Source organism: Methylobacterium sp. J-067 (assembly GCF_022829465.1).
GTDB classification, from domain to species: domain Bacteria; phylum Pseudomonadota; class Alphaproteobacteria; order Rhizobiales; family Beijerinckiaceae; genus Methylobacterium; species Methylobacterium litchii.
In genome coordinates this window covers 418,965-434,576 of sequence record NZ_JAKSXZ010000110.1, presented here as the reverse complement: position 1 = coordinate 434,576, position 15,612 = coordinate 418,965, and the positions used below count along the sequence as shown (strand labels likewise).

General features: G+C 71.0%; 11 protein-coding genes. 3 read left to right on the top strand and 8 right to left on the bottom strand.

Annotated elements, in window-relative coordinates; translation table 11 throughout:
- Positions 1–19 precede the first annotated feature (19 nt).
- Positions 20–1,318, bottom strand: a complete 1,299-nt coding sequence (locus tag MKK52_RS17200; RefSeq protein WP_243955896.1) for an RsmB/NOP family class I SAM-dependent RNA methyltransferase — start codon at positions 1,316–1,318, stop codon at positions 20–22.
- 179 nt (positions 1,319–1,497) lie between these two features.
- Here MKK52_RS17200 and MKK52_RS17195 point away from each other — a divergent pair, with 179 nt between their 5' ends.
- The gene (locus tag MKK52_RS17195; protein WP_243955814.1) at positions 1,498–1,677 is read left to right on the top strand and encodes a hypothetical protein; all 180 of its coding nucleotides are present in this window, start codon (positions 1,498–1,500) and stop codon (positions 1,675–1,677) included.
- A gap of 31 nt (positions 1,678–1,708) precedes the next feature.
- Here the strand turns inward: MKK52_RS17195 and panE are convergent, their stop codons facing one another.
- The 3 genes from panE to MKK52_RS17180 form a co-directional block, all read right to left on the bottom strand.
- Positions 1,709–2,659: a 2-dehydropantoate 2-reductase gene (gene panE / locus MKK52_RS17190; RefSeq protein WP_243955812.1), complete on the bottom strand. Its 951-nt coding sequence runs from the start codon at positions 2,657–2,659 to the stop codon at positions 1,709–1,711.
- A gap of 19 nt (positions 2,660–2,678) precedes the next feature.
- The gene (guaB, locus tag MKK52_RS17185; RefSeq protein WP_243955810.1) at positions 2,679–4,172 is read right to left on the bottom strand and encodes an IMP dehydrogenase; all 1,494 of its coding nucleotides are present in this window, start codon (positions 4,170–4,172) and stop codon (positions 2,679–2,681) included.
- A gap of 147 nt (positions 4,173–4,319) precedes the next feature.
- Positions 4,320–5,207, bottom strand: a complete 888-nt coding sequence (locus MKK52_RS17180) for a DUF3313 domain-containing protein (RefSeq protein WP_243955808.1) — start codon at positions 5,205–5,207, stop codon at positions 4,320–4,322.
- A gap of 223 nt (positions 5,208–5,430) precedes the next feature.
- Between MKK52_RS17180 and MKK52_RS17175 the strand changes: the two genes are divergently transcribed.
- The gene (locus tag MKK52_RS17175) at positions 5,431–6,867 is read left to right on the top strand and encodes an MDR family MFS transporter (protein ID WP_243955806.1); all 1,437 of its coding nucleotides are present in this window, start codon (positions 5,431–5,433) and stop codon (positions 6,865–6,867) included.
- A 3-nt stretch (positions 6,868–6,870) separates the two neighbouring features.
- Here the strand turns inward: MKK52_RS17175 and MKK52_RS17170 are convergent, their stop codons facing one another.
- The 4 genes from MKK52_RS17170 to MKK52_RS17155 form a co-directional block, all read right to left on the bottom strand.
- Positions 6,871–7,365, bottom strand: coding sequence for a DoxX family membrane protein (locus tag MKK52_RS17170; protein ID WP_243955804.1), 495 nt, complete (start codon positions 7,363–7,365; stop codon positions 6,871–6,873).
- A 77-nt stretch (positions 7,366–7,442) separates the two neighbouring features.
- Positions 7,443–8,609, bottom strand: a complete 1,167-nt coding sequence (locus tag MKK52_RS17165) for a multidrug effflux MFS transporter (protein WP_409564690.1) — start codon at positions 8,607–8,609, stop codon at positions 7,443–7,445.
- Positions 8,610–8,792: 183 nt separating this feature from the next.
- Positions 8,793–10,082, bottom strand: a complete 1,290-nt coding sequence (locus MKK52_RS17160) for an MFS transporter (protein WP_243955802.1) — start codon at positions 10,080–10,082, stop codon at positions 8,793–8,795.
- Between the two features lie 19 nt (positions 10,083–10,101).
- Positions 10,102–10,521, bottom strand: coding sequence for a MarR family winged helix-turn-helix transcriptional regulator (locus MKK52_RS17155; RefSeq protein WP_243955800.1), 420 nt, complete (start codon positions 10,519–10,521; stop codon positions 10,102–10,104).
- 147 nt (positions 10,522–10,668) lie between these two features.
- Between MKK52_RS17155 and MKK52_RS17150 the strand changes: the two genes are divergently transcribed.
- Positions 10,669–15,504: an NAD-glutamate dehydrogenase gene (locus tag MKK52_RS17150; RefSeq protein ID WP_243955798.1), complete on the top strand. Its 4,836-nt coding sequence runs from the start codon at positions 10,669–10,671 to the stop codon at positions 15,502–15,504.
- The last annotated feature ends 108 nt before the right edge of the window (positions 15,505–15,612 follow it).

Sequence of the window (15,612 nt, the reverse complement as noted above, 5' to 3'; positions counted from 1 at the left end):
GTCGGTCCTATCCTGAAGCTCAGTGGCGGCGGCCGAGGGCGGCGACGTAGAACCCGTCCGTTCCCGTGCGCAGCGGCGTCATCTGCACGCCGTGGGTCGTATGGCGGATGGCGTCGCCCAGGGAGGCCGGAGCCCCGGCCAGCAATGCGGCGGCAGGAACCGGCGCAAAGTCGCCCCGGCGCGAGAGCAGCGCGGCCACCGCGTCGTCGTTCTCAGAGAGGAACAGCGAGCAGGTGATGTAGACGACGCGTCCCCCCGGCCGCACGAGGCTCGCAGCGCGGTCGAGTACCGCCGCCTGCTCTGCGTGGCGGGTCGCGAGGCTGCCGGGACGAAGACGCCACTTGGCGTCCGGGTTGCGGCGCCATGTGCCGGAGCCCGTGCAGGGGGCATCCACCAGCACGCGATCCACCGTGCCGTCGAGGTCGGCGATCACGTCGGCGCGCTGCTTGCCGCCGCGCGGGGTGCGCACCTCGGCCTGCGCGCCGGAGCGGCGTAGGCGTTCGTGGATCGGGGCGAGGCGGCGCGGGTCGCCATCGGTGGCGATCAGCCGGCCGGCGTTGCCCATCGCGGCGGCGAGGGCCAGGGTCTTGCCGCCCCCGCCCGCGCAGAGGTCCACGACGGTCTCGCCCGGCTTCGCCCCCGCGAGCAGGGCCGCGAGTTGCGAGCCCTCGTCCTGAATCTCGTACCAGCCGTCGAGGAACTCCGCCTCGACATGGAGGGCGGGACCGCGCCCGTCGGCGCCGACGGGAACTCGCAGGCCCTGCGGCGCGTGCGGCGTCGGCGCGGCGCCGTAGCTTTCGAGGGCGGAAAGGATGGTGTCGCGCGGGCCGCGCAGGGCGTTGACGCGCAGGTCGAGGGGCGCGCGGCGGGCCAGTGCACGCAGTTCAGGGATCAGGTCGTCGCCGAGTACGGCTTCGAGCTCGGGCAGGACGAAGGCCGGGGCGTCGCCCGCGATCTCCGGTGGGGCGTCGTCGAGAGTCGCGGTCTCGATGCGCGTGCGCTCCTCGGCCGTGAGGGCGGGCGGGGCGTAGCCTTCGCCGGAGAATAGGGCGGCGATCGAGGGGGCGGCGAGGCCCTGCTGCAGGCGCAGGGAGCCGATCACGATGGCGCGCGGCGTGTCCGCACCCATGATCCAGGCGGCGGAGGCGCGGCGGCGCAGGGCATCGTAGACGAGGCTCGCGATCCCGGCGCGGTCGCCGGAGCCGGCGAAGCGGTGGGCGAGGCCCCAATCCTTGAGGGCGTCGGCGGCCGGGCGGCGGCGCTCGGTGATGTCGGACAGGACTTCGATGGCGGCAGCGCAGCGGGCGGCGGGGGTCAGGGGATCACTCCTCGAATCGGTTGGGTTCGCAACGGGATGTTCAGGGCGATAGCCCCGAAGTCGGCGGCGCGGAAGGGGTTTCGCGGCGGCCACGATAAGGCCAAGCTTTGGCGCGACGATGGATGGTCATGCCTCGCGGCCCGTTCGGGCGGCGGGCCTGCACCGGAGTCGCAACGTCCATGTCGTCCCACACTCAAATCGTCAGCCGGATCGTCCTGCTCGGCTTCGCCACGTCGCTGCTCGCCGCCTGCGCCACCGCGCCGACCGCCACCGATCTGACGCCGCCCCCTCGCCGGCCGGTCGATGCCAAGACGCAGCTGGAATACGGCAACCCGCCCCCGCCGCCGCCGCGCTACTGATCCCGCACGGGCGGCGCTTCGGCGCCGTCCTTCACGGGGCCTTGGTCTCGCGCGCGCGTCGCGCCTCGTAGGCCTTGAGGCCGGTATAGGCGAGGTCGAGCATCGGCGTCGCGATGCCCTGCGCCTGGCCGCGCGCGATGAGGTCGCCGATCACATGGTCGGCCTCGATGCGGCCCTTGCCCTCGATGTCCCGCAGCATCGACGCCGTGAAGGTCGAGCCCGCCGCCGTGAGTTGCCCCCGTGCGCCCGAGGCCACCTTCTCACGCGGGGCGAAGCCTGACGCGTCGGCGATGGCGGTGCATTCCTCGTGGAGGGCCGTCAGGAGGGCGGTGCCGCCCGGCGCGGCGACGATGTCGCCAATGGCCGCGCGCATCAGCGTCGTGCCGGAGGCGAGCGTCGCGAGGAAGACCCACTTCTCCCACATCTCGAGCTGGATGCGGTCGGAGAGGCGCGGCTGGAACTTCGGCGCGGCCATCTTCATCAGCGCATCGACCGAGGCGATGCGGTCGGAGGTGCCGCCGTCGCGCTCACCGTAGGTGATGCTGCACAGCTCGCTCATGTGCCGGATCGTGCCCTCCGGCGTCAGCATCGCCGCGATGGCGCAGCTTCCGCCGAGCACCTTCGCGGCGCCGAACCGGGAATCCAGCGCGTCGAGATGGGCCATGCCGTTCAGCACCGGCAGGATCGCGGTCCCCTCCCCCACGGCCGGGGCGACGTCGGCGATGGCCGCGTCGAGGTCGTAGGCCTTGCAGGACAGGAGCACGAGGTCGAACGCCCCGGCCTGCGGAAGGTCGGCGGCGATGATCGTGCGAGGCTCGCGCAGGTGCAGGTCCCCGAGGGGGCTGGCCACCTTCAGCCCCTCGGACGCCAGCCGCGCGGCGCGGGCCGGGCGGACGAGGAAGGTGATGTCGGCGCCGGCCTCCGCGAGGCGTGCGCCGTAATACCCACCCGTCGCACCCGCTCCGACCACCAGCGTCCGCATCGGCCTCGTCCTTCGTTCGTCAGGTCCGGGAGGGGTAGTTGGGGCTCTCGCGGGTGATCGTCACGTCATGGACGTGGCTCTCGCGCAGGCCCGCATTGGTGATGCGGATGAACTGCGCCCGCTCCTGGAACTCCGGCACCGTCGCGGCGCCGACATAGCCCATCGCCGCGCGCAGGCCGCCCGAAAGCTGGTGCAGCACGGCGGCCACCGGGCCCTTGTAGGGCACCTGACCCTCGATGCCCTCCGGCACGAGCTTGTGCGTGTCGCTCACCTCGGCCTGGAAGTAGCGGTCGGCCGAGCCGCGCGCCATGGCGCCCACCGAGCCCATGCCGCGATACGACTTGTAGGAACGGCCCTGGTGCAGGAACACCTCGCCGGGGGCCTCGTCGGTGCCCGCCAGCAGCGAGCCGAGCATGGCGACCGAGGCGCCCGCCGCGATGGCCTTGGCGAGGTCGCCCGAGTACTTGATGCCGCCGTCGGCGATCACCGGCACGCCGGCCTCAGACGCGGCCTCGACGGCTTCCATGAGAGCGGTCAATTGCGGAACGCCGACGCCGGCCACGATGCGGGTGGTGCAGATCGAGCCCGGCCCGATGCCGACCTTGATGGCGTCCGCCCCGGCATCGATGAGCGCCTGGGCGCCCTCACGGGTGGCAACGTTGCCCGCCACCACCTGCACGGCGTTGGAGAGCTGCTTCACCCGGCGCACGCTGTCGAGCACCTTGATCGAATGGCCGTGGGCGGTGTCGACCACGATCACGTCGCAGCCGGCATCGATCAGGCGCTCGGCCCGCTCGAACCCGCCGTCGCCGGTGGTCGTGGCGGCGGCGACGCGCAGGCGGCCCTGTTCGTCCTTCACCGCGTTCGGGTAGGCGACCCGCTTCTCGATGTCCTTCACCGTGATCAGGCCGATGCAACGGTAATGGTCATCGACGACGAGAAGCTTCTCAATGCGGAATTGATGCAGGAGGCGCTTGGCCTCGTCCTGCGTCGTGCCCTCGCGGACGGTGATGAGCCGGTCGCGGGTCATGAGCTCGGAGACGGGCTGACTCGCCTCGGTGGCGAAGCGCACGTCGCGGTTGGTGAGGATGCCGACGAGCTTGCCGCGGTTGCCGTTCGGCCCACGCTCGACCACCGGGATGCCCGAGATGCGGTTCGCCCGCATGATCTCCAGGGCGTCCGCCAAGGTCTCGTCGGGGTGGATGGTGATGGGGTTCATGACCATGCCGGACTCGTACTTCTTCACGAGGCGGACCTGTGCGGCCTGCTCCGGCGGCTCTAGGTTGCGGTGGATGACGCCGAGGCCACCCATGGCCGCCATGGCGATGGCCATCGGCGCCTCGGTCACGGTGTCCATCGCCGAGGACATGATCGGCATGTGGAGGGCGATGGTGCGGGTGAGCCGCGAGGCGATGTTCACCTCGGTCGGCATCACCGAAGAGGCGGCGGGCCTCAACAGCACGTCGTCGAAGGTCAGGCCCTCGATGATCGACGCGGAACTGAGTCGGGCCATGTGCCAACGGTCCTTGAAGCGAGCGGCGCGGGTCGCGCCGCGGGGAGCGGGTTGGCAAGTGGCCCTATCACGCAAGATGCAGCCACGCCAATGCGAGGATGCCGCGATGCGGTAGGCTTGTGTGCATGGCTGACAGGCGCGGACGCCTCAGCGCGCGGGGACGGCCGGTCCCTTGTCGGTGTATTCCGGCGGAAGGCCGATATAGTCCGCCGCGATGCCGTCGAGGCCGGGCGCCCGGCCGAAGGCCTCGCAATCCGGATCGAGGGGGGCCTCGCCGAGGATCGTCACGCGGATGCGGTCCCAGGTCGGCAGGGTGTTCGGGGCCAGGAACGGATCCTCGCCACGGGCCATGAAGTACCCGAAATCCTGCCCGAACTCGCCCGCGAGGTCGTAGGGATCGCTGGAGGCCGCGAAGCGCGGCTGGCTCGTGAAGGAGTTGGCGGCGCCGCCCCAGACCATCGCGGCCCGCTGCTGGTGGCGGCGGTCCAACGCCTCGGCCTCGACGGTGAGGCTGCCGAGGCCGATGGGCAGGCGCGGGATCGGGATGCGGCCGATGCCGTCCGCGAAGCCGACGCCGAGCTGCGAGGCGATGCTCACCGCCGCCGAGCCGGCGATGGTGCCGCCCGCGCCGATGAGGTTCGTCGGCACAACGCGCGTCACCTGAGCCCGGACGGTGAGGTCCGCGTCGCGGCTCGTCACGATGTCGTAGCGCAGCGACAGGTCGTAGCAGAGCGCCCGGTCGGCCGCGTTGGCGATGAGGCGACGGTCGGCGGCCGTGAGCGGCGCCGAGCCTTCCACCTCAGCCGGGAAGGAGGTCGGGATGATGCGCACGGTGCGCGCGCGCTCGACCGCGGGCTTGTCGATGTAGAGCCGCGCCTCGGTGGCGGTGGCCGCGGAACGCTGGAGCCGGTCGTAGCGAGTGAGCGAACCGGAAGTGTTGATGAGCACGGTGCCGCATGCCGCGACCCCCGTCATCAGGGCCGCCGCAGCAAACAGGCGAGACAAGGCGCGACGGTCAGGCCGGCTGGATTGCATCCGCTCTCTCAATATCACGCTCTCGGTGGAGCCCCCGCCACGCGGGCCGGACGGCGCAACGCCGGTCCTTCCCGAAAGCTTATCCGTCACGCCTCCGTGAGGATAGCGGCCAAGCTCCCTGAGCCATGCCGCCACGCTTCGGCTGTGGCTTCGCGGATACAATTCTGAAACGCCTAGGTGGAAAACGCCGCAACCCCACATGGCCTTGCGCGTCTCCCGTCCGATGCCCCGTTCCCTGACCCTCTCCCAACGGATCGTCCCCCTCACGGTGGCGACCGCCCTCTTCATGGAGAACACCGACTCGACGGTGATCGCCACCGCGCTGCCGAGCATCGCGGCGAGCCTTCACGAGGACCCCATCGCCCTGAAGCTCGCGCTGACGGCGTATCTCGTCAGCCTCGCGATCTTCATCCCCGTCAGCGGGTGGGCGGCCGACCGGTTCGGGGCCCGCACCGTGTTCCGCGCGGCCCTGTGCGTGTTCCTAGCGGGCTCGCTCGCCTGCGCCGGAGCGAACGGCCTCGGCGGGTTCGTGGCGGCCCGGTTCCTCCAGGGGATGGGCGGGGCGATGATGGTGCCGGTGGGGCGCCTCGTGGTGCTGCGCTCCGCGCCCAAGGCGCAACTCGTCACCGCCCTCTCCTATCTGACCCTGCCGGCCATGGTCGGGCCGGTGATCGGGCCGCCCCTCGGTGGGCTCATCACCACCTGGCTCGACTGGCGCTGGATCTTCTTCATCAACGTGCCCATCGGCATCGTCGGCTTCATCCTCGCGACGCTCTACTTCGAGGATCTGCGCGAGGAGGAGCGCCCGCCCCTCGACGTGCTGGGCTTCCTCCTGCTGGGCGCCGGCCTCGCCTCGTTGATGCTGGGGCTCGCATCGCTGGGGCGGCATCTGCTGCCCGTCTCCGTGACGTGGGGATGCTTCGTCGCGGCCTGCCTCCTGCTGCCCGGCTATTTCTGGCATTCACGCCGCGTGGCGCATCCGGTCGTGCGCCTCGACCTGCTGCGCTACCCGACCTTCCGCGCGGCGGTGACGGGCGGAAGCCTGTTCCGCATCGGCACGGGGGCCATCCCCTTTCTGCTGCCGCTGATGCTGCAGATCGGGTTCGGGCTCGATGCCCTGCGCTCCGGCCTCATCACCTTCGCGGCGGCGGGGGGGGCGATGTTCGTGAAGACGATGGCGCCCGCGATCCTGCGTCGCTTCGGCTTCCGGCGGGTGATGGTGGTGAACGCCGTGCTGGCCTCGGCCTTCCTGGCCGTGAACGGACTGTTCACGGCGCAGACGCCCCATCTGGTGATGCTGGCGGTCCTGTTCGTCGGCGGGTGCTGCCGCTCGGTGCAGTTCACCTGCGTGAACGCCATCGCCTATGCCGACCTCGACAAGCCGCAGATGAGCGCCGCGACGAGCTTCGCCAGCGTGGCGCAACAGCTCTCTTTGAGCCTCGGCGTCACCTTCGGGGCGCTGGCGCTGGAAGGCACGGCGGCCTACCATGGGCGGACGGCGATCGAGGCGTCCGATTTCGGCCCGGCCTTCCTGGCGGTGGCCGTCATCTCGCTGCTGTCTGTGTTTCCCTTCCGCGCCCTGACGCCGGAGGCCGGCGCCGAGGTGTCGGGCCGGCAGATCGCCGCGACGCCGTCGAACGCGGCGCCTGGGCGGAGTTGAACCTCAAGCCGCGCGAACCTGGGGCGCGCGGCGCCCGCCGCCGGATTTCGCGCTCGACTTGGAAGCGGGCTTCGCGCGCGGCGCGGGCGCGCCCATGCGCCAGCCCTGCCAGCTCCACGCCCCAGGGCCGGTCATCGCGTAGAGCAGGTAGCCGCCCGCGAGGCCGAGATCGGCCAGCATGAGCGTCCGCTCGGCCACCAGGGCCGGGCCGGTGAACTGCCAAAAGGCGTGGAGCACGCAGGCCGTCGCGGCGGCGAACAGCGCCAGCGCAAGGCCGGTGAGGCGCGGCAGCACCCCGAGGATGATCGCCAGCGGCCCGAAGACCTGCACCACGACCGCCGTCGTCGCGACGGCATTCGGGAACGGCATACCGGCCCCGGCGAGCGTCAGGGCGAAGCCGGAGACGTTCAGGGCCCGGGCGATGCCGGTGGGCAGCAGGGCCGCCGCCAGCAACAGGCGCGCGGCCAGAAGGGTGGCATCGTTGGCGCGGGCGAGCATGGGGTTCAGTCCGGGGCGCGAGGAAGTCCCTCAGACTCGCGGCTTCGATTGAACGCCCCGTTAAGCGCAACCGTGAATCAGGTGGATGACCCGGGCGCGAACAGGCGCCCGCGCTCCGTCCACGCGACCACGAGGAGGGCGAGGCCGCCGAGGGTGGCATAGCCGATGCCGATGGGCATCACGGTGCCGTCGAAGGCGTGGCCGATCAGGTAGCCGCACAGGGCACCGAGGATTGTGGTGTAGCAGCCGAGGAACGACGAGGCCGTGCCCGCCACCGCGCCGAGGGGTTCGAGCGCCAGGGCGTTGAAGTTCGGCATGGCGAAGCTGATGAGGAACTGGTTCGCCGCCAGCACGCCGAGGAACAGGGCGAGCGGCGGATGCCCGCCATAGGCGAAGCCGAGCGCCACCTGCCCCAGCCCGACGATCGTGAAGGCGATCGTCCCGGCCTGCGAGAGCGTCCGCATCCCGAGCCGGCGCACGACGCGGGCGTTGATGAGCGTCGCCGCGCCCATGGCGCCCGCCACGAGGCCGAAGGCCACGGGAAAGAGCGGTCCGAGCTTGTAGAGCCCCGTGTCGAACACCTGCTGCGCCGAGCCGACATAGCCCATGATGCAGCCGGTCAGCAGGCCCAGGGCCGTCGCGTAGCCGACCGCGACGCGGGTCGAGAGCGTGAGCCGCACCGCCTGCGCCGTCGCCTTGAGCGAGAGCGGGCGGCGATATTCCGGGTGGAGGGTTTCCGGCATCCGCCAGCCAAACCACGCCGTCACGATGAAGGCGAGGATCAGCATCGAGATGAAGACGTAGACCCACGAGCCGAACGCCAGCATCGCGCCGCCGATGGCCGGGGCGATCATCGGCACGATCAGGAACACCATCATGATGAGCGACATCACGCTCGCCATCTCGCGCCCGGCGAAGCGGTCGCGCACGATGGCGGTGGAGAGGACGCGCCCGCCCGCCGCGCCCATCCCCTGGATGACCCGCGCCACGAGCAGCCAGCCGAAGCTCGGCGCCAGCATGGCGAGGACGCAGCCCGCGACGTAGACGCCGAGGCTCGCCATCAGCACCGGGCGCCGCCCGAGGGCGTCCGAGAGCGGGCCGTAGACGATCTGCGCCGGCCCGAAGCCGAGCATGTAGACGTAGACGAGGAGCTGGAGGTGGTTCGGATCGGTGACGCCGAACCGCGTCTCGATGGCCGGAAAGGCCGGCAGCAGATTATCGATGGAGATCGCCGTCACCGCCATCATCAGGGCGACGATGGCGACGAACTCTGTGAAGCCGGGCCCCACCCAGGCGCGGCGGGTTTCGGCGGCCTTCACGGTCGGAAGGGCATCGGACAAGGAGCGACTCGCGAAACAGGAAGGCCGGGCGGCTGGCCGCCCCGGCGCGTATCCTTCTAACGCTCATCGCCCCGCGCGGGCCGCAGTTCAGGCCGGCTGCGGGTGCATCCCGACTTCGGCCTCGGGCCGGCGCCCGACGAACAGGGACATCATCGCCGCCACGAGGCAGAGGATGCCTGCCGCCACGAAGGCCTGGGTGTAGGTTCCGCTGCCGGTGCGGGCCACGCCCGCGAGCCACGCCGCCGAGGCCGCGCCGATCTGGTGCGCGGCGGCGATCCAGCCGAACATCAGCGCGGCGTTGCCCTCGCCGAACGCCTTGCCCGCGAGGTTCACCGTGGGCGGCACCGTGGCGATCCAGTCGAGCCCGTAGAACACCGCGAAGAGCGACAGGCCGTAGAAGTTGAGATCGAACGAGTAGGGCAGGAAGATCAGCGAGAGGCCGCGCAGGGCATAGTACCACGCCAGCAGCTTGCGCGAGTCGAACCGGTCGGTGAGCCAGCCGGAGGCCGTGGTGCCGACGAGGTCGCAGATGCCCATCAACGCCAGCAGGCCGGCGGCGGTGACTTCCGGGATGCCGTGATCGAAACAGGCCGGGATCAGGTGCGTGCCGACGAGGCCGTTGGTCGAGGCGCCGCAGATGAAGAACGTGCCGGCCAGCAGCCAGAAATCCTTCGAGCGCACGCCCATGGCGAGGCCACGCAGCGCCCGCTTGGCCGGGTTCTCGGTGAGTACCGGAACCGGCTGGAGCGCCGTTTCGCCGTAGCGCGGCAAGCCGAGATCCGACGGGCGGTCGCGCAGCAGCAGCCAAACCAGGGGCACGAGGACGAGGGTCGCCCCCGCGACGGTGAAGGACACCGTCCGCCAGCCGTGATCGACGGCGAGGTGCGCGAGCAGCGGCAGGAACACGAGCTGGCCCGTGGCGCTGCTCGCCGTCAACAGGCCGAGGACGAGGCCCCGGCGCTGGCCGAACCAGCGCCCGGCCACCGTGGCGCCGAGCACGTTGGCGACCATGCCGGAGCCCGAGCCGACGACGAGGCCCCAGAGGAGCATCATCTGCCAGGGCGTCTGCATCAGGCTGGTGGCGCTGGTGCCGACCGCGAGGACGAGCAGCGCGCTGCAGACCGAGGCGCGCAGGCCGAACCGCTCGATGATCGCCACCGCGAAGGGGCCGATCATCCCGTAGAGGAAGATGTTGATCGCGATGGCGATACCGATCGTCGCCGCGCTCCAGCCGAACTCCTTTTCCCAGGGCACGATGAGCACGCCCGGCGTCGCGCGCACCCCGGCGCCGACGAGGAGGACGACGAACGTCACCGCCGCGATCACCCAGGCGTAATGGAACCGTGGGGCCGGCCGGATCTCGGCGGAAGAGGTCATGGGTTCGGGTCTCCCGCGCTCATGCGCGCAACGCTTCGGCCAGCGACCGCACCGTATCGGGATCGACCCGCTGCGCCAGTTGCTCCTGCGCCGCCTGCCAATGCGGCGTTGCCTCCGCAAGGGTGGCGCGGCCGGCTTCCGTCAGTTCGGCCAGGCGGCTGCGCGCGTCGTTCTCCCCCGTGCCGACGCGCACGAGGCCGCGCCGCTCCAACGGGTCGAGGTTGCGCGCCATGGTGGTGCGTTCGAGGTCCGCCTCGGCGGCCAGCCGGGTGACGGGCAGCGGCCCGCAGCGGTCGAGGATCCTCAGGATGGCGTATTGCGTAACCCGCAGCCCGGTCGGCTTCAGGGCCTGATCGTAGAGGGCCGTGGCGGCACGGGCCGCCCGACGCAGCGCGCCGCAGGTGCAGACATCTCGCTCCAGGGCCGGCGGCGCGCTCATGGATGCGTGTATATGCACCTATCTGCCGCCGAGCAAGCGGGTGACGGATCGTCGTGATCGACTCCCCCGCCCTGACGGGTGTCATCGACTCGCTGAACGGCTCTGATAACGCTCAAACCGTCTGCAAACCCGGTACGGGAGACTCGCATGACCCTCGAAACCGCCACCGCCCTCTCCTCGCACGAGGAGCGCAGCGCCCGGACGGGGCTCATCGATGCAGCCGCCGATCTCGTAACAGGCCAGGGCGGGCCCGGCGGCTTCGTGCGCGACCTGTTCGGCCGCGTCCCGCCGGAGGATCTGTCGCCCTACCCGGCCGACGCCTTGGCCGACCTCGCGGGCCGCGCGCGGGAGTTCCTCGCCGCCCCCCGCCATCCGGGCGATCCGGCGCGGCTGCGTCTCACCGATCTCACGCTCCCCCGCGACGGCAAACAGCGGGACGTGACGGTGCTGGAGATCGTCAACGACAACCGCCCCTTCCTCCTCGATTCGACGCTGGCGGCGCTGACCTTCCACGGATTGACGGCGCAACTCGTCGCCCACCCGATCCTCGGCGTCGAGCGCGACGCGGGCGGCGGCTTGATCCGCGTCGTGGGCGAGACCACCGCCGACGCCCACGGCACGCTGGCGCGCGAAAGCCTGCTCCACATTCATCTGGATCGCCTCGAAGGCGAGGCGCGCAAGTTCCTCGAAGCGAGCCTCGTCCAGGTCCACCACGACGTCGCCCACGTCGCCGCCGACCACGAGAAGATGCGGGCGCGGCTCGCCGACCTCGCGGCGAGCTACGGGCGGACCCCGTCGCCCCTGCCGGAGGCCGAGACCAGCGAGGCCCGCGCCTTCCTCAACTGGCTGGCGGATGGCCATTTCACCCTGCTCGGGATGCAGGAACACGGCATCCAGGGCGACCAGCATCCGCTCGTGCCCGATACGAGCCTCGGCGTCCTGCGCGATCCCGGCACGGCGGTGCTGCGCCGGGGCGGGAGCCTCGTGGATTACACGCCCGAGATCCTCGCCTTCCTCGAAGAGCCGCAGGCGCTCATCATCACGAAGGCCAGCGCCCGCAGCCGCGTCCGCCGGTCGGACCATCTCGACTATATCGGCGTGAAGCTGTTCTCCGCCGCCGGCAAGCTCGCCGGCGAGGTGCGGATCGTCGGGCTGTTCACGGCGGCGGCCTATGCCAGCCCCGCCCGCGAGGTTCCGGTGATCCGCCGCAAGGTGGAGGCGGTCCTCGCCCGCGCCGGGCTCGACCCGACGAGCCATGCCGGCCGCAGCCTGCTCGCGGTGTTGGAGACCTACCCGCGCGACGACCTGTTCCAGATCGACATCGAGCGGCTGACGCGCTTCGCCCTCGGCATCGTGGACCTCGCCGACCGGCCGCGCATCCGCGTCCTGTCCCGGCCCGACCGATTCGGGCGGTTCGTCTCGCTCCTCGTCTACGTGCCGAAGGACCGCTACGACTCGGGCATCCGCGCGAAGATCGGCGCCTGCCTCGCACAGAGCTACGGCGGTCGACTTTCCGTGGCGCAGCCGGACTTCCCGGAAGGGCCGCTGGCGCGCACCCACTACATCATCGGCCTGTCGGAGGAGGCGCCGCCGGAGCGCGACCCCGCCACGCTGGAAGCCGGGATCGCCGCCATCGTCCGCACCTGGGCGGACGGGTTGCGCGCGGCCCTGGCCGAGCGCGGCCGGGCACGGGGGCTCGCCGCCCGCTACGCCGAGGCGTTCTCGGCCGCCTACCGCGAAAACTTCCTGCCGGAGGTGGCGGTCGATGACATCGCGACCCTCGATGCCCTGAGCGAGACCAACCCCCGCGCCGTCTCCATCGGCCGGCGGGAGACGGACCCGCCCTCGCAGATCCGCCTGAAGGTCTTCTCGCGGGGCACTGCCATCGCCCTTTCGGACCGGGTGCCAGGGCTCGAAAATCTAGGCTTCCGGGTCATCAACGAGCGGACCTATCGCGTCGAGCCGCCCGGTACGGGCGAGGCGGACCGGGTCTGGCTGCACGACATGCTGATCGAGCGCGCGACCGGCGCGCCCATCGACGTGTCCACGCTGGAAAAGCCCCTCGAAGCGGCGATGCTCGCCATCGCCGACGATCTCGCGGAATCGGACGGCTACAACCGCCTCGTCCTCGAAGCCGCCCTCCCCTGGCGCGAGGCCGCGCTGTTGCGCGCCTTCGGCCGCTACCTGCGCCAGCTGCGCATCCGCTATGGGCAGGATTACATCGCCGGGACGCTCGCCCGGCACGCGGGTATCACCCGCGATCTCGTCGCCCTGTTCCACGCCCGCTTCGACCCGGCGGCCGAGGGTGACCGCGACGCGGCGCAGGCGGACATCCGCGCGCGGATCGAGGGGGCGCTCGCTGAGGTCACGAGCCTTGACGACGACCGCATCCTGCGGCGGTTCGTGAACCTGATCGAGGCGGCGATCCGCACGAACTTCTTCCAGGTGGACGAGGCCGGCGCCCCGCGCGGCACGATCAGCTTCAAGTTCGCCTGCGCCAAGGTCTCGGGGATGCCCCTGCCCCGGCCGCTCTTCGAGATCTTCGTCTATTCGCCCCGCGTCGAGGGCGTGCACCTACGCTTCGGCTACGTCGCGCGCGGCGGTCTGCGCTGGTCCGACCGGCCGGAGGATTTCCGCACCGAGATCCTGGGCCTCGTGAAGGCGCAGCAGGTGAAGAACGCGGTGATCGTGCCGGTGGGCGCCAAGGGCGGCTTCTTCCCGAAGCGCCTGCCGCCGGCCTCCGACCGCGCCGCCTGGATGGCGGAGGGCACCGAGAGCTACCGGATCTTCATCCGCACGCTCCTCGAACTCACCGACAACATCGTGGACGGCGAGATCGTCCCACCGCCGAACACCGTGCGGCAGGACCCCGACGACGCCTATCTCGTCGTCGCGGCGGACAAGGGCACGGCGACCTTCTCGGACATCGCCAACGCCATCTCCATCGAGAAGGGCCATTGGCTCGGCGATGCCTTCGCCTCCGGCGGCAGCCAGGGCTACGACCACAAGGGCATGGGCATCACGGCGCGGGGCGCCTGGGAAGCGGTGAAGCGCCACTTCCGCGAGATGGACGTGGATACCCAGTCCGACCCGTTCACGGTGGTCGGCGTCGGCGACATGTCGGGCGATGTGTTCGGCAACGGGATGCTGCTCTCGAAGACGATCCGCCTCGTGGCGGCCTTCGACCACCGCGACATCTTCCTCGACCCGAACCCCGACGCCGCGACGAGCTTCGCGGAGCGCGAGCGGCTGTTCGCCCTCGGCCGCTCTTCCTGGGCCGATTACGACAAGTCGCTGATCTCGGCCGGCGGTGGCGTCTTCCCCCGCAGCCTGAAAACCATTTCCCTGTCGCAGGAGGTGCGCGCCGCCCTTGCCTTCGACCGCGCCGAGGCGACGCCTGCCGAACTGATGCAGGCGATCCTGAAGGCGCCGGCCGACCTGCTCTGGTTCGGCGGCATCGGCACATACATCCGCGCCACCACCGAGACCGACGAGGATGCCGGCGACCGGGCGAACGATGCGATCCGCATCGCCGCCCCGGAACTCCGCGCCAAGGTGATCGGCGAGGGCGCCAATCTCGGCCTGACCCAGCGCGGGCGCATCGAGGCGGCCCGCTCCGGCGTGCGCCTGAACACCGACGCCATCGACAACTCGGCCGGCGTGAACACCTCCGACGTGGAGGTGAACATCAAGATCGCCCTGATGGGCCCCGAACGCGACGGACGCCTGACCTACGACGCGCGCAACGACCTCCTCGCCGCCATGACCGAGGAGGTCGGGCACCTCGTCCTGCGCAACAACGAGTTGCAAACGATAAGTCTGTCCCTCGCCCAACGCGGCGGGCTCGGCGAGACCGGCTTCGCCATGCGGACGATGCAGGCGCTGGAAGCCGAGAACCGGCTCGACCGGTCGGTGGAATACCTGCCCGACGATGCCACCCTCACCGAGCGGATGCGCCGGGGCGAGGGCCTGACCCGGCCGGAATACGCGGTGCTTCTCGCCTACGCGAAGCTGTCCCTGCACGACGCGATCCTCGCGAGCGCCGTGCCGAACGACCCGTATTTCGACCGCGAGTTGCAGCGTTACTTCCCGAAGGAGCTGCGCGAGCGCTTCCCCGACGCGATCAAGGGCCACCGCCTGCGCCGGGAGATCATTGCGACGGCGCTCGCCAACATCATCGTCAACCGGGGTGGCCCCTCGCTGGTGACGCGTCTCGTGGACGGCACGGGGGCGGATGCCGCCACCATCGCCAAGGCCTACGCGGCGACGCGCGACGCCTTCGGGCTGATGGAACTGAACCTCGCCATCGACGGGCTCGGCAACCGGATCGGGGGGCAGGCGCAACTCGGTCTCTACGCCGAGGTGCAGGAGGTCCTGGCGAACCGCATCGTCTGGTTCATCCGCAACCTCGATCTGTCGGGCGGCCTCTCGCCCATCGTCGCCCGCTACCGGGACGGCGTCGCGGCGGTGGAGGCGGCACTGCCGCAGGTGCTCGGCGAGGACGCCCGTGCCGAAGTCGAGGCCCGGGAGGCCGAACTCACCGAGCGCGGCATGGCGCAGCCCCGCGCCCGCCGCCTCGCCGGCCTGCGGGCGCTGGTCTCTGCGCCGGACATCGTCCGCGTCGCCGAGATGAGCGGGCGGCCGGTGGAGGAGATCGCCTCGACCCACTTCGTCCTGGAGCGCGAATTCGGCCTCGACGCCCTGGCCGCCGCCGCGCGGACGGCGCCCGTGTCGGACACGTTCGACCGCATCGCCCTGGAACGGGCGGTCGCCGGCATCGCCTCGGCCCACCGCCGATTGACGGCCGAGGTCGTGGCGGATATCGGCGCCGGCCCGGAGGCGGTGGCCGCCTGGGTGAAGGCGCGGGGGCCGGCGCTCGCCCGCATCCGCGACGCGGTGGAAGGCATCGCCGCCTCGGACCTGACGGTGTCGAAGGCGACCGTCGCCGCGAGCCTGCTCGCGGATCTGGCGCGGGCCAATTGACGGCAAACGCAGCATTGCCGTGTCGGGAAAGCTCTCGGCATCCGCGTTAGCAATGGATGGATTGCCTCCGAACGATCTCGGGGGCTTAGCGCCGTTGACTGGCCATTA

Excerpts from the sequence above, each read along its gene's own strand:
- MKK52_RS17195 (WP_243955814.1), top strand. The coding sequence starts at position 1,498 with ATGTCGTCCCACACTCAAATCGTCAGCCGGATCGTCCTGCTCGGCTTC.
- panE (WP_243955812.1), bottom strand. The coding sequence starts at position 2,659 with ATGCGGACGCTGGTGGTCGGAGCGGGTGCGACGGGTGGGTATTACGGC.
- guaB (WP_243955810.1), bottom strand. The coding sequence starts at position 4,172 with ATGGCCCGACTCAGTTCCGCGTCGATCATCGAGGGCCTGACCTTCGAC.
- MKK52_RS17180 (WP_243955808.1), bottom strand. The coding sequence starts at position 5,207 with ATGCAATCCAGCCGGCCTGACCGTCGCGCCTTGTCTCGCCTGTTTGCT.
- MKK52_RS17175 (WP_243955806.1), top strand. The coding sequence starts at position 5,431 with ATGCCCCGTTCCCTGACCCTCTCCCAACGGATCGTCCCCCTCACGGTG.
- MKK52_RS17170 (WP_243955804.1), bottom strand. The coding sequence starts at position 7,365 with ATGCTCGCCCGCGCCAACGATGCCACCCTTCTGGCCGCGCGCCTGTTG.
- MKK52_RS17165 (WP_409564690.1), bottom strand. The coding sequence starts at position 8,609 with ATGGCGGTGACGGCGATCTCCATCGATAATCTGCTGCCGGCCTTTCCG.
- MKK52_RS17160 (WP_243955802.1), bottom strand. The coding sequence starts at position 10,082 with ATGACCTCTTCCGCCGAGATCCGGCCGGCCCCACGGTTCCATTACGCC.
- MKK52_RS17155 (WP_243955800.1), bottom strand. The coding sequence starts at position 10,521 with ATGAGCGCGCCGCCGGCCCTGGAGCGAGATGTCTGCACCTGCGGCGCG.
- MKK52_RS17150 (WP_243955798.1), top strand. The coding sequence starts at position 10,669 with ATGACCCTCGAAACCGCCACCGCCCTCTCCTCGCACGAGGAGCGCAGC.